Source organism: Nocardia wallacei (assembly GCF_029869545.1).
GTDB classification, from domain to species: Bacteria; Actinomycetota; Actinomycetes; order Mycobacteriales; family Mycobacteriaceae; genus Nocardia; species Nocardia wallacei_A.
Genome location: NZ_JARWQD010000204.1, coordinates 39,553 through 63,880, shown reverse-complemented (window position 1 = coordinate 63,880; position 24,328 = coordinate 39,553). Strand labels below are relative to the sequence as shown.

Annotated in this window: 23 protein-coding genes and 1 pseudogene; 15 read left to right on the top strand and 9 right to left on the bottom strand. The window is 67.0% G+C overall.

All coding sequences use genetic code 11. From position 1 onward, the window contains the following. Positions 1-211: 211 nt before the first annotated feature. Complete coding sequence (gene ilvD / locus QH290_RS16925; protein ID WP_280269545.1) at positions 212-2,053, bottom strand: dihydroxy-acid dehydratase; 1,842 nt, start codon at positions 2,051-2,053, stop codon at positions 212-214. 368 nt (positions 2,054-2,421) lie between these two features. Between ilvD and QH290_RS16920 the strand changes: the two genes are divergently transcribed. From QH290_RS16920 to QH290_RS16910, 3 genes are all read left to right on the top strand, one after another. Continuing rightward, on the top strand, positions 2,422-3,618 hold the full coding sequence (locus QH290_RS16920; RefSeq protein ID WP_280383833.1) for a cytochrome P450: 1,197 nt from the start codon (positions 2,422-2,424) through the stop codon (positions 3,616-3,618). A 5-nt stretch (positions 3,619-3,623) separates the two neighbouring features. Beyond that, the gene (locus tag QH290_RS16915; protein WP_280269547.1) at positions 3,624-3,821 is read left to right on the top strand and encodes a ferredoxin; all 198 of its coding nucleotides are present in this window, start codon (positions 3,624-3,626) and stop codon (positions 3,819-3,821) included. Between the two features lie 173 nt (positions 3,822-3,994). Next, positions 3,995-7,135, top strand: coding sequence for an AfsR/SARP family transcriptional regulator (locus tag QH290_RS16910; protein WP_280383832.1), 3,141 nt, complete (start codon positions 3,995-3,997; stop codon positions 7,133-7,135). A gap of 183 nt (positions 7,136-7,318) precedes the next feature. Here QH290_RS16910 and QH290_RS16905 read toward each other — a convergent pair whose 3' ends face one another. Together QH290_RS16905 and QH290_RS16900 are read right to left on the bottom strand one after the other, a co-directional pair. After that, positions 7,319-7,525: a hypothetical protein gene (locus QH290_RS16905; RefSeq protein ID WP_280265220.1), complete on the bottom strand. Its 207-nt coding sequence runs from the start codon at positions 7,523-7,525 to the stop codon at positions 7,319-7,321. Between the two features lie 190 nt (positions 7,526-7,715). Next, positions 7,716-8,447, bottom strand: coding sequence for a PH domain-containing protein (locus tag QH290_RS16900; RefSeq protein ID WP_280383830.1), 732 nt, complete (start codon positions 8,445-8,447; stop codon positions 7,716-7,718). Positions 8,448-8,809: 362 nt separating this feature from the next. Between QH290_RS16900 and QH290_RS16895 the strand changes: the two genes are divergently transcribed. The 3 genes from QH290_RS16895 to ilvC all read left to right on the top strand — a co-directional run bounded on the left by QH290_RS16895 (position 8,810) and on the right by ilvC (position 12,599). Next, positions 8,810-10,759 carry an acetolactate synthase large subunit gene (locus QH290_RS16895; RefSeq protein ID WP_280265711.1) on the top strand — a complete coding sequence of 650 codons (1,950 nt, stop codon included), beginning with the start codon at positions 8,810-8,812 and terminating at the stop codon, positions 10,757-10,759. Positions 10,760-10,826: 67 nt separating this feature from the next. After that, entirely contained in the window at positions 10,827-11,330 is a 504-nt protein-coding gene (ilvN, locus tag QH290_RS16890) for an acetolactate synthase small subunit (RefSeq protein ID WP_114699642.1), read from the top strand. 267 nt (positions 11,331-11,597) lie between these two features. Further along, a complete protein-coding gene (gene ilvC, locus QH290_RS16885; RefSeq protein WP_280265741.1) occupies positions 11,598-12,599 on the top strand; it encodes a ketol-acid reductoisomerase in 1,002 nt (333 codons plus the stop codon). Between the two features lie 61 nt (positions 12,600-12,660). On the opposite strand, the gene QH290_RS16880 is transcribed toward ilvC, so the two are convergent. The 4 genes from QH290_RS16880 to QH290_RS16860 all read right to left on the bottom strand — a co-directional run bounded on the left by QH290_RS16880 (position 12,661) and on the right by QH290_RS16860 (position 15,153). Continuing rightward, the gene (locus QH290_RS16880; RefSeq protein ID WP_280265712.1) at positions 12,661-13,191 is read right to left on the bottom strand and encodes an SMI1/KNR4 family protein; all 531 of its coding nucleotides are present in this window, start codon (positions 13,189-13,191) and stop codon (positions 12,661-12,663) included. Between the two features lie 119 nt (positions 13,192-13,310). Beyond that, positions 13,311-13,994: a DUF899 domain-containing protein gene (locus tag QH290_RS16875; RefSeq protein WP_280383828.1), complete on the bottom strand. Its 684-nt coding sequence runs from the start codon at positions 13,992-13,994 to the stop codon at positions 13,311-13,313. Positions 13,995-14,125: 131 nt separating this feature from the next. Further along, a complete protein-coding gene (locus QH290_RS16870) occupies positions 14,126-14,419 on the bottom strand; it encodes a hypothetical protein (protein ID WP_280265714.1) in 294 nt (97 codons plus the stop codon). Positions 14,420-14,961: 542 nt separating this feature from the next. Then, positions 14,962-15,153 (bottom strand): PNPOx family protein, encoded by a 192-nt coding sequence (locus QH290_RS16860; RefSeq protein WP_280383824.1) that lies wholly within the window; start codon positions 15,151-15,153, stop codon positions 14,962-14,964. 855 nt (positions 15,154-16,008) lie between these two features. On the opposite strand from QH290_RS16860, the gene QH290_RS16855 reads away from it, so the two are divergent. Next, positions 16,009-16,932: a NaeI family type II restriction endonuclease gene (locus tag QH290_RS16855; RefSeq protein ID WP_280383822.1), complete on the top strand. Its 924-nt coding sequence runs from the start codon at positions 16,009-16,011 to the stop codon at positions 16,930-16,932. Positions 16,933-16,985: 53 nt separating this feature from the next. Here QH290_RS16855 and QH290_RS16850 read toward each other — a convergent pair whose 3' ends face one another. Further along, on the bottom strand, positions 16,986-18,287 hold the full coding sequence (locus tag QH290_RS16850) for a DNA cytosine methyltransferase (protein ID WP_280265717.1): 1,302 nt from the start codon (positions 18,285-18,287) through the stop codon (positions 16,986-16,988). Positions 18,288-18,448: 161 nt separating this feature from the next. Here QH290_RS16850 and QH290_RS16845 point away from each other — a divergent pair, with 161 nt between their 5' ends. The 4 genes from QH290_RS16845 (at position 18,449) to QH290_RS16830 (ending at position 21,133) form a co-directional block, all read left to right on the top strand. Next, positions 18,449-18,880 (top strand): very short patch repair endonuclease, encoded by a 432-nt coding sequence (locus QH290_RS16845; RefSeq protein WP_280265742.1) that lies wholly within the window; start codon positions 18,449-18,451, stop codon positions 18,878-18,880. Positions 18,881-19,073: 193 nt separating this feature from the next. Further along, on the top strand, positions 19,074-19,901 hold the full coding sequence (locus tag QH290_RS16840) for a hypothetical protein (protein WP_280383820.1): 828 nt from the start codon (positions 19,074-19,076) through the stop codon (positions 19,899-19,901). Positions 19,902-19,978: 77 nt separating this feature from the next. Next, the gene (locus QH290_RS16835) at positions 19,979-20,230 is read left to right on the top strand and encodes a hypothetical protein (RefSeq protein WP_280383818.1); all 252 of its coding nucleotides are present in this window, start codon (positions 19,979-19,981) and stop codon (positions 20,228-20,230) included. A 288-nt stretch (positions 20,231-20,518) separates the two neighbouring features. Beyond that, a complete protein-coding gene (locus tag QH290_RS16830) occupies positions 20,519-21,133 on the top strand; it encodes a class I SAM-dependent methyltransferase (RefSeq protein ID WP_280383816.1) in 615 nt (204 codons plus the stop codon). 33 nt (positions 21,134-21,166) lie between these two features. Here the strand turns inward: QH290_RS16830 and QH290_RS16825 are convergent, their stop codons facing one another. Beyond that, positions 21,167-21,739, bottom strand: coding sequence for a TetR/AcrR family transcriptional regulator (locus QH290_RS16825; protein ID WP_280383814.1), 573 nt, complete (start codon positions 21,737-21,739; stop codon positions 21,167-21,169). 84 nt (positions 21,740-21,823) lie between these two features. On the opposite strand from QH290_RS16825, the gene QH290_RS16820 reads away from it, so the two are divergent. The 4 genes and pseudogenes from QH290_RS16820 to QH290_RS16805 all read left to right on the top strand — a co-directional run bounded on the left by QH290_RS16820 (position 21,824) and on the right by QH290_RS16805 (position 24,328). After that, positions 21,824-22,828, top strand: coding sequence for a saccharopine dehydrogenase family protein (locus tag QH290_RS16820; protein ID WP_280265721.1), 1,005 nt, complete (start codon positions 21,824-21,826; stop codon positions 22,826-22,828). Positions 22,829-22,893: 65 nt separating this feature from the next. Beyond that, positions 22,894-23,661, top strand: coding sequence for a GTP pyrophosphokinase (locus QH290_RS16815; RefSeq protein WP_280265722.1), 768 nt, complete (start codon positions 22,894-22,896; stop codon positions 23,659-23,661). A gap of 2 nt (positions 23,662-23,663) precedes the next feature. Further along, a pseudogene (locus tag QH290_RS16810) lies at positions 23,664-23,885 on the top strand (hypothetical protein); the annotation flags it as partial. Beyond that, on the top strand, positions 23,882-24,328 hold the full coding sequence (locus tag QH290_RS16805) for a TIGR03618 family F420-dependent PPOX class oxidoreductase (protein ID WP_280265723.1): 447 nt from the start codon (positions 23,882-23,884) through the stop codon (positions 24,326-24,328). The pseudogene QH290_RS16810 and the gene QH290_RS16805, both read left to right, overlap by 4 nt.

The window sequence follows — 24,328 nt, the reverse complement described above, 5'->3', positions numbered from 1 at the left end:
ACCTGCGCCGGTACCCAATCATTCCCGGGGACTTGCGTTGGCGCACAGTCGTGCCCGGGACTTGCGTTGGCGCACAGTCGTGCCCGGGACTTGCGTTGGCGCACGATCGTGCCCGGGACTTGCGTTGGCGCACAATCATTCCCGGCATGCTTTTGGCCGGGAAGGTTGAGGGCATGCCGGGAATGTTGAGGAAGGGCTCGCGTATGGGGGCCTACGGCACGCGGCGGACGGCGCCCTTGTCGGCGGAGGTGGCCAGGGCGGCGTAGGCGCGCAGGGCGGTGGTTACCGGGCGGTCGCGGCCGATGGGCTGCCAAGGCCGTTCGGAGGCTTCCATTTTCGCGCGGCGCTCGGCGAGAACCTCGTCGGGGACCAGCAATTCGAGCGCGCGGGTGTGCACGTCGACGCGGATGCGGTCGCCGTTCTCGATCAGGCCGATGGTGCCGCCCGAGGCCGCCTCGGGGGAGATGTGGCCGATCGACAGGCCCGAGGTGCCGCCGGAGAAGCGGCCGTCGGTGATCAGCGCGCACTGCTTGCCCAGGCCCATACCCTTGAGGAACGAGGTGGGGTGCAGCATCTCCTGCATGCCCGGGCCGCCGGAGGGGCCCTCGTAGCGGACCACGACCACGTCACCGGGCTGGATCTTCTTGCCGAGGATGGCCGACACGGCCTCCTCCTGGGATTCGACCACGACGGCCGGTCCCTCGAAGGTGAACAGGTCCTCGTCGATACCGGCGGTCTTGAGGATGGCGCCGTCGGGAGCGATATTGCCCTTGAGCACGCACAGCCCGCCTTCGACGGTGTAGGCGTGCTCGAGATCGCGGATGCAGCCGCCCGCGGCGTCGGTGTCCAGCGACGACCACCGGTTGCTCGTGGAGAACGGCTGGGTGGTGCGCACCCCGCCCGGCGCGGCGTGGAACAGCTCGATGGCCTCCGCGGACGCCTTGCCGGAGCGGATGTCCCAGGTATCCAGCCATTCGTCGAGCCCGCGCGTGTGCACGGTGGTGACGTCGGTTTCGAGGAGCCCGGCGCGGCGCAGCTCGCCCAGGATGGCGGGGATGCCACCGGCGCGGTGCACATCCTCCATGTGGTAGTCGGAGTTGGGGGAGACCTTCGACAGGCACGGCACGCGGCGGGAGATCTCGTCGATGGTGTCGAGGTCGAAGTCGATCTCGCCCTCCTGCGCGGCGGCGAGGGTGTGCAGGACGGTGTTGGTGGAGCCGCCCATGGCGACGTCGAGGGCCATGGCGTTGCGGAAGGCCTTGGCGTTGGCCACATTCCGCGGCAGCACCGACTCGTCGTCGTCGCGGTACCAGCGGGTGGCGATGTCGACGATGGTGGTGCCCGCCTTCTCGAACAGGGCGCGGCGGGCGGCGTGCGTGGCGAGGGTGGAGCCGTTGCCCGGCAGCGCCAGGCCGAGCGCCTCGGTCAGGCAGTTCATCGAGTTGGCGGTGAACATGCCCGAACAGGAGCCGCACGTCGGGCACGCGCTGCGCTCGACCTCGGACAGCCCCTCGTCGTCGACGGCGCTGTTGGCGCTGGCGGAGATGGCGGTGATCAGGTCGGTCGGGGCCTGCGCGACGCCGCCGACCACCACGGCCTTCCCGGCCTCCATCGGGCCGCCGGAGACGAACACGGCCGGGATGTTGAGCCGCATGGCGGCGTTCAGCATGCCCGGGGTGATCTTGTCGCAGTTGGAGATGCACACCAGCGCGTCGGCGGTGTGCGCATTGGCCATGTACTCCACCGAATCGGCGATGATCTCGCGGCTGGGCAGCGAGTACAGCATGCCGCCGTGCCCCATCGCGATGCCGTCGTCGACGGCGATGGTGTGGAATTCGCGCGGTACGCCGCCCGCGGCCCGCACCGCATCCGCCACGATCTCGCCGACGTCCTTCAGGTGCACGTGGCCCGGCACGAACTGTGTGTAGGAGTTCGCGATGGCGACGATCGGCTTGCCGAAGTCGGAGTCGGTGAGGCCGGTGGCGCGCCAGAGGGCGCGAGCGCCCGCGGCATTGCGTCCGGCGGTGGTGGTGCGTGAACGAAGCGGTGGCATCGGTGTGGGTCCTCGGTCGGTCGGCTCGGGCCGCGCGATGGTGGCAACTCGCGTCGCCCGGGGCTGGTCGGCGACGGTGCCGAGTATCTCGGCGGCTATTCAACGGTACTCCCGCACGGGAGGGGCGGATGCGCCGGTGGGCGGCTCGCCTCGCGGTCCCGGGCGGATGCCGCCCGCTGACCCCGCACGCCGTGGCCGATCGGCCACGCCGAAAGTGCGGTATCAGGGTCAGCGCATCAGACCCCGCCATTGTTCCCCTCCGGTCCCGGCCAAGCTGTCCCGCGCCCTCCGGCCGTCAGGCGGTCGTCAGCGGTTCGTCAGCGCCGCGGCGGATCGTGGGCACGGTCCACCGCCGAGAGGAGACAGTCGTGACCCGCTCCCTGCCACCCGTGACGCAGCTGCCGATGGCGCGTTCCCCGCAGGATCCGTTCGCCCCGCCGCCGGAGCTGGCGGCACTGCGGGACGAGGCCCCGCTGCGCCCGATGATCTACCCCGACGGGCACGAGGGCTGGCTGGCCACCGGTCACGCCGAGGTGCGCGCCGTGCTCGCCGACGAGCGCCTCAGCAACCGGACCGAGCTCGTGCACCACTACAACCCGATGTACGCCGGGATCGAGCTGCCCCCGGCGAGCCCGGGCGATATGGACCATGTCGACGGCGCCGCGCACGCCCGGCTGCGCAAGCCGGTGGCCGGATGGTTCAGCGTCCGCCGGGTGCGCGAACTCACCGACCGGGTCGAGGAACTCGCCGCCGAGTATCTCGACGCCATGGTGGCGCGGCGCCCGCCGGTGGACCTGGTGCAGGCATTCGCCTTCCCGGTTCCGGCCACCATCATCTGCGAAATGCTCGGCGTCCCGTACGCCGATCGCGCGGAGTTCAAGGACAACGCGGCCAAGACCACGGGTTCGGCGCCGCCGGAGGCGGTGGCCGAGGCATGGCAGGCGCTGCTGGACTACATCGGCAGGCTGGTCGCGGCCAAGCGCGCCGATCCGGGCGACGACATCCTCAGCGCCCTGACCGAGACGGACATATCCGACGCCGAGATCTCCGGGATCGGCGCCTTCCTGCTGGGCGCGGGCCTGGACACGACCGCGAACATGCTGTCGCTGGGAACCTTCGCGCTGCTGCGGAATCCGGACCAGCTGGCGGCCTGGCGCGCCGACCCGAACCTCACCGACAGCGCCGTCGAGGAACTGCTGCGCTACCTGACCCCGCCGCACACCGGCGTCCGGTCCGCGCTGGCCGATGTCGAGATCGCGGGCCAGGTGATCAAGGCCGGGCAGACCGTCACCGTCAGCACGGCGGCGGCCAACCGGGATCCGCGCAGGTTCCCCGACCCCGACACCCTCGACCTGGCCCGCCGGGCGACCGGGCACCTCGCCTTCTCCCACGGGATCCACCAGTGCCTCGGTCAGCAGCTGGCCCGGATCGAACTGCGGGTCGCGTTTCCCGCTCTGCTGCGGCAGTTCCCGACCCTGCGGCTGGCGGTGCCCGCCGCGGAGGTGCGCCTGCGCGCAGGTGTGGACGACGTCTACGGCGTGCACGAACTCCCGGTCGAGTGGTAGCCGCCATGAAGGTCACCGTGGACCGGCAGCGCTGCATCGGTGCCGGGATGTGCCTGCTCACCGCCCCCGCCGTATTCGACCAGGACGAGGACGACGGCACCGTGGTCCTGCTCGACGCCGAGCCCCCGCCGGGCGCGCACGAGGCGGTCCGCGAGGCGGTGCAGAGCTGCCCGGCCGCGGCCATCACCGCCGACGACCGGTAGGCGGCGAGCCCGGCCCGCGGACACAATCAGCCTCGGCACAGCGAAAACCACCGAGATTCCTGCCCCCGCAGGCGGCATCGATCATGCGCCGCCGAATCGCTGCGAGCAGTGATCTGTGACCGCTCGGTCCCACTCACATAGCCTCACTGTGTGCCTCGCGTCGAGGCACGTGTGTGCGAGAGGCTGGTGTGGTGCGGGTAGAGCTGCTCGGGCCGGTCCGGGCGTACTCCGGGGACGGGGTGGAGCTGGCGATCGGCGGTGCGCGGCAACGCATGCTGCTCGCGCGGCTCGCGCTGGTGCCGGGGGAGGTGGTTCCGGCCGCGACGCTGATCGACGGCCTGTGGGATGCCGAACCACCGGCCGGATCCGCTAATGCGTTGCAGGCGGCGGTATCTCGGCTGCGCAAGGTCGTCGGTGCCGGGCTCGTCGAGTCGGTGGCGGGGGGCTATCGGCTGTCCGTGCCGCCGTCCGACGTGGACGTGCATCGGTTCGAGGAATTGGCGAGGCGCGGGCGCGGCGACCTGGCGGCCGGGCGCGCGGCCGAGGCCGCGGCCGTCCTCGGCGCGGCGCTGCGGCTGTGGCGCGGCGAGGTTCTGGCCGATATCCGTGCTGCCCCGTTCACCCGGCCGGTGGTGGCGCGGCTGGAGGATCTGCGCCTCGCGACCGTCGAGGACCGGTTCGACGCCGAACTGCGGCTGGGCCGCCACGCCGCGATCCTGGCCGATCTGGACGCGGCCGCCGATCCGCTGCGGGAACGCCTGGTCGCCTTGCGAATTCGGGCATTGTGCGCGGCGGGACGGCAAGCCGACGCGCTCGCCGTCTACGAGCAGACCCGGACCGCGCTGCGGGAGCGTCTCGGCGTCGACCCCGGTCCCGAACTGCGGCAGACCCATCTCGCCGCGCTGCGCGGGGAATTGCGCGACGCGCCCCCGGCGCCCGCCGGGAACCTGCCGGTGCGGCTGACCGGGTTCGTCGGCCGCGATGCCGAGCTGAAACGCCTGGCCGAACTGTTGGATACCGCGCGCCTGAGCACCGTGGTGGGCCCCGGCGGCGTGGGCAAGACCCGGCTCGCGGTGGAGGCGGTGAGCCGTCGCGACGATTCCGCGCGGGCATGGTTCGTCTCGCTGGCGGAGGTCCGGGCACCGGACGGGATCGCCGAAGCGGTGCTCGGCGCGCTGGGCGCCCGCGACGTGCGCGCGCTCGCCCCCACCGAGCGCTCGCCGGATCCGCTCGACGGCGCGGCCGCGCTGCTGGGCGGCGAGCCCGCCATCGTGGTGGTGGACAACTGCGAGCATCTCGTCGAGGCCGCGGCGGACCTGGTGGACCGGCTGCTGCGGCGGTTGCCAGCGCTGACCATCGTGGCGACGAGCCGGGAACCTCTGGGCCTCACCGGCGAAACGCTGTGCCCGCTCGGCCCGCTCGAACTACCCGCCGCCGCGGGACCCCTGACCGAGGCGGCCGGATCGGAGGCCGTGCGGTTGTTCCTCGACCGCGCCGCGGCGGTGCGCCCGGAGTTCGCGCTCGACGAGTCGACCAGTGGTCCGGTCGTCGAGATCTGCCGCCGACTGGACGGACTTCCCCTGGCGCTGGAGTTGGCCGCCGCCCGGCTGCGCACGATGAGCGCCGACCAGATCGCGCGACGGCTCGACGACCGGTTCCGGCTGCTCACCACGGGAAGCCGTGCCGCACAACCACGGCAGCGCACCCTGCACGCGGTGATCGAATGGAGCTGGGAGCTGCTGCCGGAACCGGAACAGGTCCTGGCGCGGCGGCTGTCGCTGTTCCCGGGCGGCGCGACCGTGGCCGGGCTGCGGGCGGTGTGCGACGATCCGGCCGCCGACCCGGTCTACGTGCTCGGCTCGCTGGTCGAGAAGTCGCTGGTGGAACGGACCGGGGAGGCCGACCCGCGGTACCGCATGCTCGAGACCGTGCGCGCCTATGCGGCGGAGCGGCTCGAACGGGCCGGGGAGCGCGCGGTCGTCGCGGCGCGCTTCCGGGGCCACTTCGCCGACCTCGCCGAACACCATGAGCCGCTGCTGCGCTCGCGCGACCAGCGAGAATCGATCGCGCTCATGGACGCCGAGTACGCCAATCTCGTGGAGGCGCTGCGCACCGCAGTCACGGATTCGGACGCGGAGTCGGCGCACCGGCTGCTCATCCCGCTGACCTACTACTGGCATATGCTGCGGTTCGATTCGCGGTCCGACGCCTTCACGGCCGAGGTGTCGGCATTCGGTGCGGCGCTGCCGGATCGCCCCCGCGCGGCGATCCGCGCGCTGCATGTGCTGGCCGACAACAGCGGAACCCTCGCCGACGGTGCGGCGGCGCGGTCGGTCGTCGAGGACTGTGTGCGCACCGGAGCGCTGGAACGCTATCCGATGCTGGTGCTGGTGACGCTCGCCGCCGCGCACGTGTACGGGCTGGACGACGTGTGGCGCAGGGAATCGGTTCGCGCGCAGCATCATCCGGACCCGTGGACCCGCGCCGCCGCGCACCTGGTGCTGGGTTACCTCGGCGTCGATCGCGGCGGATGTGAGCCCGGGGCGGCCCTCGCCGAGGCGCAGCGCGGCTTCGAGGCGGTCGGCGACCGTATCGGGCTGTCGATGGCGTTGACCGCGTCGGCGCGCGTCCACTCCGTGCGCGGTGAGCACGACGAGGCGATCGCGAAATACGAACGCGGCGTGACGCTGGCCTCCGAACTCGACGCGGCGGACGCGGTGTCCTACCGCGCCTGGCTGGCGTCCGAGCGCATGCGCGCGGGCGATGCCGCCGGGGCCTGGCGCGAGCTCGAGGTCGCCCAGCGGCTGTCGCGCAGCCGGGGCTGGTCGCAGGCCGATATCGAGCTGCTGCTGTGCACCGCGGACCTGCATCGCCTGTGCGGTGAGACGAAGCGCTCGGATCAGGTCCTCGATCGACTCGAGACGACCATGGCCGCCGCCGCGCTGTCGCCCGGCATCGCCCAGGATCTCGTCGCCCGGGGCCGGATGGCGAATCTGCTGGCCGCGGGTCAGGTATCGCAGGCTCGCGCCGCGTACCCCCGCGTCGCCGCCGCGGGCCGGGTGCTGCGCGCCGCGGAGTCGACCGCCGAACTCCTGGCCGAACTGCTTGCCGCGGAAGGAGATCCGGCCGGGGCCGCCCACGCCCTCGGCATGAGCCAGACCCTGCGCGGCGCCTTCGACGAGGGCAACCCCGAACTCCGCACCCTGGCCACCGACCTGCGAAAAGTACTGGGCGACAAAACCTACGAAGCCAACTTCACCGCAGGGGCCGCCCTCTCCCAAGCCGACGCCCTATCCCACCTCGAACCCGAGTGACCATCCCCATCCGCCGCTCCTCGGCAACGTGACCCCCGGCCCTCCTCGGGGGCAATCACATTCCGCACGCCTTACTTGGTCGCGCACGTCTTGTTTGGTTGCGCACGCCCTGTTTGATCCCGCACGCCCTGCAGGCTCCCGGAGGGGGTGCGGGAACACGCAGGGGGTGCGGGAACCGGCGCGTTACGGACTGGGCTGGGGGAGTTCGCAATTGCCCAGCTTCGGGTTGACGCCCATGTAGTTGAGCGGGCCCGCGACTATCGTCAGGGCGATATTGCCGAAGCTGGCGCACGTGATCGGGCCGCTGTCGAAATAGTCGCGCTGCGCCGCGGCGATGAATCCGATGATCAGCCAGATGAGGACGAGTACGGTTCCCGTTTTGGTCTTCATAGCAGTCCTCGTGCCTTCCCCGCCCCATCCGACCGGCGGGCACACGCCGCGCGCCGACCTCCCGTGGACCGCCGCTCACACTCCGTGCGCTACGGCGATTGTCCCACCACCTCCGCCCCCGCCCTGTGAATTCACCAGATCGCCCGGCGCGCCCCGCTCTACGGCGCGCCGCACCACTAACGTCCGCCGGTCAGTCCCGATCGGGCCCGGCATCGTCGGATTTCTCGGCGCCCGAGATCGCCCCCGGCGTTGTCCCCGCCCCGTTCGGCTCCCCCGGCGCGCCTTCCTCCCGCGTTGTTCCTGACCCGTTCGGCTCCCCCGACGCGCCTTCCTCCGACGTTGTCCCTGCCCCGTTCGGCTCCCCCGACGCGCCTTCCTCCGACGTTGTCCCTGCCCCGTTCGCTTCCCCCGACGCGCCTTCCTCCGGTGTTGTCCTTGCCCCGTTTGCTTCCCTCGAGGCGTCTTCCCCCGGCGTTGTCCCCGCCCCGTTCGGCTCCTTCGAGGCGTCTTCCTCCCGCGTTGTTCCTGTCCCGTTCGCTTCCCCCGACGCGCCTTCTTCCGGCTGGGCGAACGGGTCGGGGATGCGGCCGTCGGACGCCTCGATCAGCGCGCGCAGGCGGTCGTAGCCGACGGCGGGCAGCGCCACCTCCGAGTCGTCGATCAGGTGCACCCGGACGTAGCCGCGCTTGGGGATCCGCAGGCCCTTGATCTGCGACCAGTCGATGTGCCGGGAGCCCAACAGCGTCCGCAGATCCAGCCCGCGCGCGGACACCGTCGTGCGGGTGCGCTCGATCCACAGCGCGACCCCGGCCGGGATCACGAACAGCACCCACAGCACCGCGGGCCACCCGAAGAACGGGAAGGCCACGCAGAACAGCAGCATGAGCACCCCGATGTGGCCGAGCCGGGGGATTCTGATCACACGACCCGTATCCGACCCCGCGGCGGCGGTATGGGACGATCGAGCAGGTGGCACGGATTGCTGCGACGATGACACACCCCCATCCTCGCATCACGGTGGACAGACAGCGGAAACCGCCCCGTCTCACATAATGGGACACCACATGTCAAGTAATTTGACTCATCGACTCTCGCGCGCATACCGTCGTGCACGTGAATCGAATCGAGCTTCTCGTAATCGGCCGGCGCGTCCAGCGCTGAGCCTGACGACGTCAAGCTCGCAGCTGCGACGCGCCACCCTCGATCAGCCATCGGCTGTCGGGGGCTTTTTTATGTTCAGGCATGTTCTGTGACAAGGACAACAAGCAGTAAAGGAAAAAGACGGTGAGCGCACCTACCGCACGGCCCGGGCCCTCGGCTCGCAGGCCAGCGCCCTCGGCTAATCAGCCGACATCCGCGACCGGAACCCGCCGCCAGGTCCCGCCCGAGAAGGTGACCGGCGCGCAGTCCGTCGTCCGCTCCCTCGAGGAGCTCGACGTCGACACGGTCTTCGGTATTCCGGGCGGTGCGGTACTCCCGGTCTACGACCCGCTGTTCGATTCCACCAAGGTGCGTCACGTCCTCGTCCGGCACGAGCAGGGCGCGGGCCACGCCGCCACCGGGTACGCGCAGGCCACCGGCAAGGTCGGCGTGTGCATGGCGACCTCGGGCCCGGGCGCGACCAACCTGGTCACCCCGATCGCCGACGCGCAGATGGATTCGGTGCCGCTGGTCGCCATCACCGGCCAGGTCGCCCGCTCGCTGATCGGCACGGACGGCTTCCAGGAGGCCGACATCTCCGGCATCACCATGCCGATCACCAAACACAACTTCCTGGTCAACGACCCGATCGACATCCCCCGCGTGCTCGCCGAGGCCTTCCACCTGGCCTCGACCGGCCGCCCGGGCGCCGTGCTCGTCGACATCCCCAAGGACGTGCTGCAGGCGAACACCACGTTCACCTGGCCGCCGGAGATGCGGCTGCCCGGCTACCGCCCGGTGACCAAGCCGCACGGCAAGCAGGTGCGCGAGGCCGCCCGCATGATCATGGAGTCGAAGTCCCCGGTGCTCTACGTGGGCGGCGGCGTGATCAAGGCCGAGGCGTCCGCGGAACTGCTGGAACTGGCGGAGCTGACCGGCATTCCAGTGGTCACCACCCTGATGGCGCGCGGCGCGTTCCCCGACAGCCACCAGCTGAACATGGGCATGCCCGGTATGCACGGCACCGTGGGCGCCGTTGCGGCCCTGCAGAAGTCGGACCTGCTGATCACCCTCGGCGCGCGCTTCGACGACCGCGTCACCGGCCAGCTCAACTCGTTCGCCCCGAACGCCAAGGTGATCCACGCCGATATCGACCCGGCGGAGATCGGGAAGAACCGGCACGCCGATGTCCCGATCGTGGGCGACTGCCGCGAGGTGATCGCCGAGCTGATCGAGACCCTGAAGGCCGACCCGGCCTCCAAAGGTGCCCCGCTGCTGAACCTTTCGGACTGGTGGACCTACCTCGACGGCGTCCGCAAGCAGTACCCGCTGGGCTGGACCCCGCCGACCGACGGCTCGCTGTCGCCGGAATTCGTCATCGAGAAGCTGGGTGAGCTGGCCGGTCCCGACGCCGTCTACGTCGCGGGCGTCGGCCAGCATCAGATGTGGGCCGCGCAGTTCGTGAAGTACGAAAAGCCGCGCACCTGGCTGAACTCCGGCGGCCTGGGCACCATGGGCTACGCCGTCCCGGCGGCCATGGGCGCCAAGATGGGCGCGCCCGACAAGGAGGTCTGGGCGGTCGACGGCGACGGCTGCTTCCAGATGACCAACCAGGAACTGGCGACCTGCGCCGTCGAGGGCGTGCCGATCAAGGTCGCGCTGATCAACAACGGCAACCTGGGCATGGTCCGCCAGTGGCAGACCCTGTTCTACGAGCAGCGCTACTCCAACACCGATCTGGGCACCCACACCCTGCGCATCCCCGACTTCGTCAAGCTCGCGGAGGCGTTGGGCTGCCACGGGATTCGGGTGGAGAAGGAGTCCGACGTGGAGGCCGCGATCCGCGAGGCGCAGTCCATCAACGACCGCCCCGTGGTGATCGACTTCATCGTCGGCAAGGACGCCCAGGTGTGGCCGATGGTGGCCGCCGGGACGTCCAACGACGAGATCATGGCCGCCCGCGGCATCCGCCCGCTGTTCGACGACGACGAGGCGGTCGCCGAACCCGCCGTCATCCACGAGGCGATGTCACACGAGAAGGCCACGCTGACCGCCCACGAGAAGGCCGCCCAGAAGGGGACCGAAGAGGCATGAGCATGCGAATCGACAACACAGCCACCTTGGTGGTCATGCCGGAACCGAGCGCCAGCGAGGTGGAGGCATGAGCACGACCCACACCTTGAGTGTGCTGGTGGAGGACAAGCCGGGCGTGCTCGCCCGCGTGGCGAGCCTGTTCTCCCGGCGCGGGTTCAACATCGAATCGCTCGCGGTCGGCGGCACCGAGGTCCCGGAGATCTCGCGCATGACCATCGTCGTGACCGTCGAGGACCTGCCGCTCGAGCAGGTCACCAAGCAGCTCAACAAGCTGGTCAACGTCATCAAGATCGTCGAGCAGGACTCCGACGGTTCGGTGGCCCGCGAGCTGATCCTGGTGAAGGTGCGCGCCGACGCCAGCGTGCGCACCCAGGTGATCGAATCGGTGAACCTGTTCCGGGCTAAGGTCATCGACGTGTCGCCCGACGCGCTCACCATCGAGGCGACCGGCACCCGGTCGAAGCTCGACGCGCTGCTGCGGATGCTGGAACCGTACGGAATCCGGGAGATCGTGCAGTCCGGTGTCGTGGCCGTGGGACGCGGACCCAAGTCCATCACGGCGACTCGCTAGCGCTCGCCGCGGTGCCCGCGCTGTGTCCAATGGGCACTCCGCAAGCTCCGTGCCGGGCTGGCGCTCGCGCGGGTAACAACCGCCATACCGGCGGACAACAATATCCCCGGCGCGCTGCGTAGCAACCCAACATCCCCGGCGCGCTGCGTAGCAACCCAACAACCCCGGTACGTTGCGTAGCAACCCAACATCCCCGGCACGCTTTTCGCCGGGGCCAACGCTTAATACAGAGAAATCCGAGAAGGGATAGCAAAAGTGGCAGTCGAGATGTTCTACGACGACGATGCGGACCTGTCGATCATCCAGGGCCGCAAGGTCGCCGTCATCGGCTACGGCTCCCAGGGGCACGCGCACTCGCTGAGCTTGCGTGACTCGGGCGTCGACGTGCGCATCGGCCTCAAGGAGGGCTCGAAGTCGCGGGAGAAGGCGCAGGAGGCCGGTCTCACCGTCGGCACCCCGGCCGAGGTCTCGCAGTGGGCCGACGTCATCATGCTGCTCGCCCCCGACACCGCGCAGGCGTCGATCTTCGCAGGCGACATCGAGCCGAATCTGAAGGACGGCGACGCGCTGTTCTTCGGCCACGGCCTGAACATCCACTTCGGCCTGATCAAGGCCCCGGCCAACGTCACGGTCGGCATGGTCGCGCCGAAGGGCCCGGGCCATCTGGTCCGCCGCCAGTTCGTCGACGGCAAGGGCGTTCCCGCGCTCATCGCCATCGACCAGGACCCGAAGGGCGAGGGCCAGGCGCTGGCGCTGTCCTACGCCAAGGGCATCGGCGGCACCCGCGCCGGCGTCATCAAGACCACCTTCAAGGAGGAGACCGAGACCGACCTGTTCGGTGAGCAGGCCGTGCTCTGCGGTGGCACCGAGGAGCTGGTCAAGACCGGTTTCGAGGTCATGGTCGAGGCCGGTTACGCGCCGGAGATGGCCTACTTCGAGGTGCTGCACGAGCTGAAGCTGATCGTCGACCTGATGTACGAGGGCGGCATCGCGCGCATGAACTACTCGGTCTCCGACACCGCCGAGTTCGGCGGCTACCTGTCGGGCCCGCGCGTCATCGACGCCGACACCAAGAAGCGCATGCAGGCGATCCTGAAGGACATCCAGGACGGCACCTTCGTCAAGCGCCTGGTCGCCAACGTCGAGGGCGGCAACAAGGAGCTGGAGTCCCTGCGCAAGCAGAACGCCGAGCACCCCATCGAGGTCACCGGCGCCAAGCTCCGCGGCCTGATGAGCTGGGTCGACCGCCCCATCACCGAGACCGCCTGAGTCGCAACCATATTCGAAGGCCCACGCCACCGCGGCGTGGGCCTTCGTCGTTCCGGTGCGCTCAGGCGACCTGCTCGACCCTGTGGTCGGGGAGGGGAAAGTAGCTGTCGGACAGCAGGACCGGGCGGAGGTCGCCGGCGAGGGCGGCGGCCAGGAATTGGGTGCAGGAGTGGGGGATGTGCTCCCAGCGGGGGCCGCGGCCCTCGTTGATCAGGACGGTCCAGTCGTCGGGCCGCTCGCCGGGGCGGATCAGCCAGTAGAGCATCTCACCGTTGTCGGTGGTGGCCCAGGGGACGATCCGGGTGCCCGCCTCCGCCAGTTCGGCGGGCTTCGGCTCGAACTCCCACAGGTCTTCCATCTCCTCGGACTGCCAGTCCTTCCAGGTGAACAGGTCGTAGCTGCCGTTGGGGCAGCCGGGCGCCATGACGGAGAGGTAGTCCTCCCAGCGGCTGCCGCCGTAGGTGTCGATGAACTCCTTGTAGTCGGTCGGCAGGCCGAACCCGAGCGCGCGCTCCACGGTGTCCCAGTCCGTATCCGGAGCGGGCGAGGGTGGCGGGACGAGTTGCCGGAGTCGATCCATGGAGGTAGTCACCGGGTCGATTCTGCAGGAGCGGCGACGATCGCTGGCCGGAACGCCGGAAGCGAATCGTATTCGAGCACAACAGATCCAGGACTATTCGACCTCGTCGGGCAAACCGCCCACCCGGTGCGTCAGGGGTTGCCGTAGAGGGCGGCGATGTCCTGCGAGGAGCTCCATCGGCTGTAGGTGGGCGATTGCGGCCAGCCGTCGGGGGAGTCCTGCCACTGCTCCTGCCGACCGTAGGGCAGCAGGTCGATGAGCGGGAAGGTGTAGCTGATCTGTTCGGTGCCGCGGCCGTCGGTGTGCCAGGTGCGGTAGACGGTGTCGCCGTCGCGCAGGAATACGTTGAGCGCGTAGCCCTCTCCGGGTGGCGCGCCGACGTCGGTGCCGAACGAGCTGTTCGCCGTGGAGTACCACGTCATCGTGTTCCCGACCAGCTGCCGATAGGCGAGCGCCTCCTCGATCGTGCCCTGGGTGACGATGACGAACCGGGCGTCGTAGTTGTGCAGGAAGTCCAGCCGGGTGAACTGGGTGGTCAGTCCGGTGCAGCCGGGGCACTGCCACTTCTTGCCGGGCGACCACATGTGGTTGTAGACGATCAGTTGCGAATGATCGCCGAAGATCTCCGCCAGCCGGATCGGCCCGTTCTCGCCCTCGAGGATGTAGTCGGGCATCTCGACCATCGGCAGGCGGCGGCGCTGCGCGGCGATCGCGTCGAGTTCCCGGGTCGCGGCCTTCTCCCGGATGCGCAGGGCTTCGAGCTCCTTGCGCCAGGTCTCCGCGTCGACGACGGGCGGCAGTGCGGTGGTGCTCATGCGGTCCTCCCTGAGGATGTTTGTGGTCCGCAGGTATAGACCGCGTGCGGCGGCCGAGTTCATCGGTTCGTGTCGAGGACACGACAACGGCCCGGCACCCCGTGCGGTGCCGGGCCGTCGCACGGCCAGGATCAGCTGCTTCCGAACCAGCCCGGAGGCACGACCTGCCGCCAGCCATTACCCGGATGATGGTGGCGGCGGTCCCACGGATCGCAGTCATCGTCCCAGCGGTCGTGGCGATTCCATTTGTTGTCCCAGAAGTCGTCCCGGTCCCACTTCCCGTGCCGGTCCCGAACCTCGGTGGTGATCTGATCGCCGACCGTCTCGGCCTGCGCCGGAATCGCAAGAACAGCAAGCGGAGCGGCCACAACGGCCCCCGCAACAGCCACCCGCGCCATGGTGCGCTTGGTGGCATGTTTAGTCATCGAGAACAAGGTGAATCCTTCCAACTCAACTGCACCGCCTGCAGTCTCGCGCATCGCGAGCAGAAGGTCACGGGTGTTGGCACCAGTATCGGGAACAAATACCTCCGAAGGATGAGGCCCCCTGGGTGAACCCCCTGAGCCAGGGCTCCTTAACACCGATGGCTCGCCTACCGGTCGGCAGAGCGCACGTTCCCGCACCCTCTGCACGTTCCCGCACCCCCTACAGGACCCTGTAGGGGGTGCGAGAACACGGAGGGGGTGCGGGGATTCGAGCTCTGCCGACCGGTAGGCGCGCACCTCGCCGACGACGTCCTACCCACCGTTGACGTTACGAGACTCCCCATCCGGATTGCCCGGATCGATATGCCAACTGTGCACCCGCCGAGGATGAATCCTGATCACCTCGTTCGAAAACCACTCCGGCGCAACAGGAATATCCTCAACAGTCACAATCTCCGCGGTCCCCCGGATCTCGACACCCCGCCCCCACCCAGGCTTCACCTCCCGCGGATCATCGGGAGTCATGTCATCCACGACAAAGCTCACGTTCGGGTTCTTCCTGACGTTCCGATACCGCCGAGCATTCGCATGGGCCCACCGATGTCGATGGTGTGGTCGGGATTGAGCCGGAACCCGACGGGAACCTGGTTGGGCTGCTGAGAGGGAGTCACGGTAGCCAGCCGCCCCAACCGCTGAGTCTTCAGGTAGGCAACCTCGGCGTCGTTGAAGGTCATGGTGCGAGGGTAGAAGCTCGAGCGAGGTTGAGGTCAAGGGCGGGAGGGCTTCTGGGTGCGCAGTCTGGTCAGGGCGGCGGTTCACGCGTCGGTCGGTGGCTGCGGTTTGGTCGTAGCCACCTGCAAGTTGTCGATGTCGTCGCTTCCACCGAGCTCTTGCGGAATACGGTGGCCGGTGACATCACAGCCGTACCTGGCGGTGGGTCCGGATACGGTTCTCCGTTGGCTACACCGCAGATCACACACCTATGGCCGCACGTTCGAGCGCGCTCCTCCGCAACGCTCCGCTGATCCTGTTTGTTCGCCAGATTTCAGTGCTGATCCCCTCGCGAAGCTCACGGAGGATAAGCCGGCCGCCGACGTCGCCTTCTTGAACCTGGAGCGTACTCGAGTGACCACCAGGGCTCGCCGTTAGGCGCGTACGCCCCAGCCGGAAGTGCTCGACTGCTGCTCATCTGGTAGCCACCACGCCTTCTTGCTTGCCGTTGACGGTGAGCAGAGTTGTCGAAATGGTGGCAGGCAGATCGGAGTAGACGTTAGTCACTGTGGATACCAAGATCATCTCCTAGTCGGTACGCCTTCTTGATCGAAGTGAGCCTCCGATCAAGACAACACAAAGGACATCACATGGCACCGACAGATTGGCAGGGCTGTACGTCTCACCGAGAAGGAGTCCCGATCCAAGGCCCGCCAAGCTGCCGTGCGTATGCCCTAATCTGATGCTGGCACTGCGGAAAGGTTGGGGGTGGTCTGCGACTGGGGTGGAGGTGCTCCGGGCTCGGTGCAACGCAATTGTAACCATGCTGCGCGCCCCCACCGAAAGAGAAGTGAGTCAGTTTGGGATAGTTTCGCAGCGTGACAAACATATTGGATCAGTCCGATTCATGCGATAAGGCTCTGGAAGAGGTTGCCGATGCGATCAAGAGTATGGATCCTGACGGCAGTCGATGGGCCGATGTCTTCCGCCATACGTACGACATGATCTACAACGGCTCCGAGACCGGCAGGTTCCGCTGGGCTCAGCTTATGAAAACCGAGAAGACTCACTTCGGAACACTATTCGAAATCAATGCTCAGAGAGAGTTTGAGTTCGAGGGTGGAGAAACTACTGACTATCGGATTGCTGGCCATCAGGTCGATGCTAAGTGGAGCCAGGCTGACGGGGGCTGGATGTTACCCCCAGAGGTCTTCGATGAGCTTGCACTGGTCGCCACCGCGAGCGATATTGACGCTCGTTTCTCGCTAGGCCTCGTACGCGTTAAGCCAGAATACCGCCGAGAAGGTGCGAATCGCGATAAGAAGAGTAGCCTCAACTCCGCTGGACGAGCGGCGGTGCGCTGGCTGTGGAGAGACGCTCCCATGCCCGCTAATATCTTGCTGCAACTACCAGGCCCTGTGGTCGATCATATCTTCGCTAATCGCTATGGAACCCAGCGAGTCAACCGGTTGTTTCGCGCTGCGGAAGGGAAGCTCGTCCACCGCAATGCTGTCCGGACCGTTGCGATGCAACTCGATGACCAGAAACGAGTTCGGACGAACGGCGGAGCGCGAACCGCATTGAAGCCGGAAGGGTACATCATATTGAGCAGTTACTACGCTCATATTGCTGAGGGGCTCGGGGTGCCGGTGCCCGATAGCAAGCACTATATATCGGTGCGGGTGGTCCCCGGTGGTGATGGCGACCCGCTAATCGGCGGCACACGATGGAGGCGAGCCAGAGCCGATGAGGTGAGCGGCAATGCGCCGGACCTACCTGACCGTGGTATCCGAGAAGAGTGAGGTAGCCCTAGCCCTGGGTGCAGCGAGCTTCCGCTGCACCCAATCAGGCTGACTCAGCTCACCTTCGACTGGTTCTTCTTGAAATATTCGTGCCGCGTATGGTCATCCTGCCCAACAAAAGCTCGGAAGCGGCCGAGCTTGTATGCCACTGAGCCATCTCGCGCTTTCTCGTCGATCTCGAAGTCGTGGCCTAAGAGTCGGATTCGCCGAATGACTTCAGTATCCTCCAGGGCAAGTCCCGACTTTTCTGATATGTCAGCCGCCGTCATATAGTCCCGGCTGTCGCGCAACGCCCTGTAGATGGGGTCGACGGCCGATTTTTGCTCGCTTGTTTGAAGGATGAAAGAATTGCCTGGCAAATGATTTAGTGCAGCAGCAATTGCCATACCAAGAGCTTTGGCTACAGGGGGAGGAAAAGCATTTCCGATCTGTCGGTATTGGGTGGTCTTCTTGCCGGTGAATTTCCAGCTGAATTCGCTGTCATTCCAACCCTGTATGCGGGCGACCATCTCGGGGGTTAGCTTCGGTCCTCGGTTTGTGAACGAACGGTCGTTTGGGGAGTATGGCTTATCGTCATCGTGTAGTCCATAAGCATCCACCCCCATCTCCTCCCAAGCTCGCTTGGCCCGCGTTGGTCCAAGATCTGCACCACCGTGCTTTTTCGAACCGCCTACGATCGTTGGCGCAATTTTGTTGGCGCGCTTTACCCATTCTTTCAATGATTTGTTATCGCTGAAGACCTTCTTGCGCTCCATCAGATCGTATAGGGTCTCGCCAACTGTCGGTGTGTGCTCAACAGGATCAGGCCATTGGAAGAATGCGAACTCTTCGGGGTGCAGGGCGACAAGTACGAACCGTGGGCGCAATTGAGGAACTCCGTAATCGGAGGCCTGGATAAGCTTCCATTCTGCTTCGTATCCGAATTCCCGTAGCCTGTCGAGAACATGCTGACGATAACCGGCGAAGCGAGGCATACTGAGTCCGCGGACGTTTTCCAGTAAGAGAGCGCGCGGCTTAATGATATCGACCTGTTCGACTGCCCACGCGAAAAGATCGCGTTCGTCGTTCGCGCCCAGTTGCTTTCCTGCGATCGAGAACGGAGGGCACGGAACGCCGCCAGCCAGCAGGTCTATCGGTCGCCGCCCGGCGGTCGGAGCGTAGGTAGCAGGGTTCCACACCGACGTGCTGGCTACATCCCCCCTGAGCACCTTCCACTGGGGGCGGTTGGCCTCCAACGTGTTGGCGGCATTGTCGTCCAGCTCGATTGCGAGCTCGTGCTCAAAGCCGGCGCACTCCAGGCCTAGGGCCTGACCGCCTGCACCCGCGCAGATCTCGATGACACGAAGTTCGGTCACAGCGATACCTTTCGGTGTTGTGGCCGGCGGCGTCCGGGCCAATCGTCAGGAGTATCTTTCCGCAAGGCAAGGTTCCTCGTACAACCGGTGTGGACGTGACTGAGAGCAAAGCAGAACGAGCTCGACGGATAGCCCATGAGCGCGGCGTGTACCCGGCTCCGATGGATGCCGGGCGGTCGCGGAACATGCGAGCGAACCGGCGAGCTGACACCAAACCAGAGGTAGTGCTTCGCCGTGCGCTCCACCGGTTGGGGTATCGCTATCGCAAGGATCTTCGCCTGGATGTCGGCTCGATGAAGGTCCGTCCGGACATCGTGTTCACCGCCCGCAAAGTCGCTGTGTTCGTTGACGGCTGTTTTTGGCATGTCTGCCCCGAGCACGGTCGACAGCCGACGACGAACGAGTGGTACTGGGCGCCAAAGCTTCGCCGGAACGTCGAACGCGACAGAGCTGCCGATGCTGCGTTGACAGGAGCGGGCTGGAAGATTGTCCGCCTCTGGGAGCACGAGCAACTCGAGACCTCGGTGGAGGCGGTTGTGCGTGCGTTGGAGGGTGGACCCGAACATGTGAGCGATAGTAGGGCAGCGGACTGACAAGTTGCCGCTCTTGCCGATTGGTGTCGCAGGAGCTGTCGTCGGCACCTGAGGGCATGTGCCCATGCGAGGCCGAACTCGCGATCGCGCGCTCGGCATCTCGTCCCGTCTATCCCGTGGATTGTCGGAGCCTCGTCCTATCGTCTGTCCAGCACCTGAAAACATTGAGGCCCAAGGAGTTGGGGGCGAGTACATGGAAACCACTACGAACAGCCGTGAGGTTGTGGAGCACTTCACATCGGAGGGGCAGATCGCGCGGGATCAACTGGACTGGTGGACACATCGGCAAGGCTGCGAAACCGTCGCGGAGAAGGTGCTGTCGCACATCACGCGGGTTCCGTACCTGATCGCGGATGATGAAGTTCCGGAACTGAGGACTGAGCATGCGCTGGGCAGGGTGAGGAAGGCCGATGCCGAGCGAGTAGTGCTGATTCGCGATTGGTTCCCGGACTTCGCCTTCACGCACGTATTCAACCTTATGCTCGAAGAGGTGGGGCGGCTCTACAAGTGGGAGGAGTTCTACGAGTGGTGCCAAGGCAGCGCCACGCGGCCCTGGTTGTGGGAGCCGGCTCAGGAGATGGTGGAGAAGGCCCAGTTGCAAGGCTTCTCGCAGCACCAGGCATTGGGTGCTATGAGATGGCGTGTAGGTAACGCTTACTACTCGTTTCTGCGCGAGCTGCATGTGCTTGCCGGGTTGCGGAAGCGTGGCCTGCCGATGCTGTTCCATCCGCTGGCCGATGCCTTGTTTCGCGCTGACGCATGGTGTGAGAACGTTCTGTTGGAACTATTTATCGGCAACCGAACCTTCAAGACTGGCGATGATGGGCGTAAACCCAAGACGGAGGACTATTTCACCGATCAGCCCAAGTTCGAGGTTGTGCGGTTCGAGATGCAGCTGCAACGTACGTTCGGGACGGTTCACGTGCCCGCAGATACAGCGATCGACCGGTGTGCCAGGTTGATTCAAAGCACGATCGACGGCAATAGAGATCCAGAAGTGTGTCGACAGATCGGTAGCTAGTCACAGATTCGCGATGTCGAAACCGTAGATCCGCCAGCCACATACGCGCGCGCCCGATCAAGTATGAGGGAGGAACCGTGAGTTGCCGGATCAACGATCACACCGGCGTCGAGATGGATTCGGCGTGCGGCTGGCATGTGGTGTGGTCGATGCTTGCGGTGGTGGGTATAGCGGCCACGGTCGCCGTCGTCGCAGCGTGCCTTTGGCCGACGATTTCGGTGCGAACTACGGGGCTGACCGGGAGCAACCGGGTGGACGTCGACAGACCACGAAACCTGTTGTACGCCAAGGTCTGTCACAATGCGGGTGGACTCACAACCGACGAGTAGTCCCGCCGACGCTCACTGAGGCGCACGCGGACATGCAACTGCACCTCTGATGTCGTCCCGGCGACTGTCTGCGCAAGGCGGGCTCTCGAGGCGGCAGGCGGCCTGACGCGGGATCGGTCGCGGTGCTGTGATCCGGCGGACAGGCCCGAACCTGGTCCGTGGCCGATGTCGCGAAGAGTGTCGGGAGGGCGGTGGTGCGGTCTGGCCGATCGGGATCAAGCCCCGTCACTTGACCTCATGGCGACCTGAAGCGGCAAGGTGGGGGTAGGAAACCATGAGGAGGTTCGGATGAGTGGGGAGTCGGGGGCTGTTGTCAATCATCATGCTGGGCGGGCGGGGTTTGCTGGGCCGGTTGGGCTGGTGGTGGGGGTGGTCATGTTGGTTGCGGGGCGGCGGCGGGCTCGGGTGGTGGCCGATCTTGTTGGGGTGACGGGGGAGGATCATGTTGTCGATATCGGGTGTGGGCCCGGGGGTGCGGTGGCGGTGGCCGCGCGGCGCGGTGCCCGGGTGACGGGGGTGGATCCGGCGCCGATGATGTTGTGGTTGGCTCGAATCTTCGTGCGCGGGAGGGGGATTCGGTGGGCGGAGGGGAAGGCGGAGAGCCTGCCGGTACCCGATGAGTCCGCCACTGTGGCCTGGGCGATCGCGACGGTGCATCACTGGCCCGAGATCGAGTCCGCTCTGACGGAGGTCCGGCGCGTGCTGCGCCCCGGCGGACGATTCGTGACCGTCGAGCGGCATTCGCCCGCCGATGCGACCGGGCTGGCCAGCCATGGGTGGACCGAGGAGCAGGCGCACATGTTCGCAAACCACTGCCGCACAGCGCATTTCACGGAGGTGCGTGTCGATCGCCACCGCACAGGCCGGTACGCCTTCTGGGCGGTGCGGGCTACCCGCCCATGAGCGATGAACTTTCAAGGAGGAGCGCGGGCCGGTTCATGCCCCACCCCCGAGGCTGCTCACCATCAAATCGGCGAGCGCGGTGACGGCATCGGCGGATGTTGTTCGCCCCCTGTTCAATTCGCCCGCGATCGCCTCAGCCGCCCCCAGGATGCCGACGCAGCGCAGCCGGACCATCTCGGGATCGAGGTCCGAGTGTGGCTGTAGCGAGCCGACCATCAGGTCCACATACCTGTCGTACATCTCCCGCTGCACCGCCTCCATCTCCGGATCTCCTTTCAGCGCAGCGGAAATGGCGGCGAACTCGGGCATGTCGGTGGCGCACTCGAAGTAGACGGAGCTGGCGACGCGGGCCGTCTGCGTGAGGTTCGGTGCGGCGTCGCGCAGTGCCTGGGCGGCCGCCGTCCGGTGGCGTTCCTCGAGCTGCCGGTACAGGGCGATCAGCAGCCCGGGCCGGGTGGCGAAGTGGTCGTAGACGATCGGCCTGCTCACTCCCGCGGCCTCGGCGAGGGTGACCAGGGTCAGGCCGTCGGCGCCCTGGGTGCGCACGATCGCCAGGGCGACGTCGAGCAGTTGCTCGCGCCGGGCCTGCTTGGACAAGCGGGTCATCGATCCTCCCTTGCGGTATCGCCCCCAGTTTAGCTACAAAGTGTAGGTTACAAAATGTAGCTTTACGGACAGGGAGTGGACGTCATGCAATCAGTCCTGGTGATGGGTGGTTCGGGGCAGGCGGGCGCGGGCACGGCCGCCCTGTTGCGGCGCTGGCATCCGACGCTGCCGCTGACCATCGCGGGCCGCGATCTCGGCCGCGCGCAGCGGGTGGCCGACGATCTGGGCGCCGCGACGGCCGTGGTGATCGACCTGGACCGCGGCGATCTCGGGCTCCCGTCGGACGGCGGATACTCGGCGGTGGTCGCGGCGCTGTGGGACCGCAGACTGCACGGGCTCGGCTACGCGCAGCGGCACGGGGTGCCGTACCTGAGCATCTCCAACGGCCTCGTGGACCTCGCGCCGGAGGTTATCGCGGGCGCGCAGCGGGCCGCAAACGCGCCAATTCTGTTGGCCAGCCACTATTTCGCGGGTCTCGTGGTCCTGGCCGCGATGGACTCGGCCGCGCAGTTCGGCCGGGTCGACTCCATCCGGGTCGGTAGCGTGCTGGACGAAACGGATGCCGGTGGGCCCGCGGGGATGGCGGATCTGGATCGGCTGGCGGTCGCCACCACGGCGGCGCTGATCCGCCGAGACGGCGTCTTCACGTGGCTCGCGGAGGCCGACGCGCGGGCCGAGGTGCGCAGCGCCGACGGCATCCTGATGCCCGCCCAGGGCATCGCCCTCCCCGACGTGCCGAGTCTAGGCCTCGCGACGGGCGCATCGAATGTCCGCTTCGACTTCGCGGTGGGCGAGTCCGCGGGCCGCCGCCGCGGTGCGCACCCGTCCGTGGAGGTGCGTATCGAGATCGAAGGACTGGATCACGCGGGTGCACCGCTGCGGGCCGGGCGCCACCTGGAACACCCGCAGGGCCAGCGTCCTCTGACCGCGCTCGGCGTCGCCCTCGGTGTCGAGCGATTGATCGGCCTGCGCGGTGATCCCGTGGCACCCGGAATCCACACGCCCGAAACGATTCTCGATCCGGCGGATGCGGTCGAGCGGATGCGCGAGATCGGCACCCTCGTCACCGATACGCGCGGCGACGGCTGACGCCGACCGTGGTGCATCTCACCCGATGTGGCAGGCAAACCGCAAGCAAAGGCACAATGAGCGAAATGAGAGCCTGGCAGCCGACCCACAGCGGCGACGCGGAGGCCCCCGGCAACGGGGGCCCGGTCACCATCGATGACGTCCGCGCGCTGCGGACACAGTTCCTCGACTTCATGCTCGGCTACAAGTTCGCGATCGATGAGATCACAACCAAGATCAACATCCTGCGCGAGGATTTCAACAACACCCACGAGTACAACCCGATCGAGCATGTGGGATCGCGGCTCAAGTCGCCCGAAAGCGTCTTGGAAAAGGTCCAGCGCAAGAACTACGCGATGAACCTCGCCTCCATTCGGGAGAATGTGCTCGATATCGCCGGGGTCCGGGTCGTCTGCAGCTTCCTCTCCGATATCGCGGTGATCAAGGACATGCTGATCGGCCAGGAGGACATCACCCTGCTGGAGGAGCGCGACTACATCACCCATCGCAAACCGAACGGCTACCAGAGCCTGCACCTGATCGTGTCGATTCCGGTGTTCCGCTCCAACCGCACCGAGCGGATGCCGGTGGAAATCCAGATCCGCACCATCGCGATGGACTTCTGGGCCAGCCTCGAACACAAGATCTATTACAAATATCGCGGCGAGGTCCCCCCGAACCTCCGGGCCGATCTGACCCAGGCGGCCGAGGTGGCCGCCCAGCTGGACGAAAAGATGGAAGCCCTGCACCGGCAGATCGACCACACACTGCGCACCCCGCCCGGCCCGCTCGACTCGATAGACCTCAGCGAGCTGTACAACACCCTCGCGGCACGCCATCCGAACGGTTTGTAGCAGGGCCCGGCGGGACACTGTATGTGTTGTGCTTCAGCGATGAGGGCCCGGATACCGGACCGCACCCCGTCAGCAAGGAGGAGCTGACCGCGGCCTTCATTCCCGCCGCCGGATGGAATATCGTCGGCATCGAACCGGACCGAATTCGGACCGGATTCCACGACGACAACGGCGGACCCGCCTGGTTCGCGACGATCACACGGACAGCGGGGATCCGACGATGACCGACCTGAATTCCTTCGCCGACCTGGTGGCCCTCGACCACGGCCTCAGCGTGGTCGTCACCCTCCGCGCCGACGGCTCACCGCAGTCGACCGTCGTCAACGCGGGAGTCCTCGCCCACCCGCTGTCCGGCGGCCATGTCGTCGGGTTCGTGGCCCGGGGCGGAACCGCGAAACTTGCTCACCTGCGCCACAATTCGACCATCGCGGTCACGGTCCGGGGTGGTTGGCAGTGGGCTACCGTCGAGGGCTCGGCGCAGCTGATCGGACCCGACGACCCCCATCCGGACATCGACAGCGAGCGGCTGCGCCTGCTGCTGCGCGAGATCTTCACCGCGGCCGGTGGCACGCATGACGATTGGGACACCTACGACCGCGTCATGCGCGAGGAACGCCGCACCGCCGTACTCGTCACGCCTGCGCGCGTCTACTCGAATCCGGTTTGA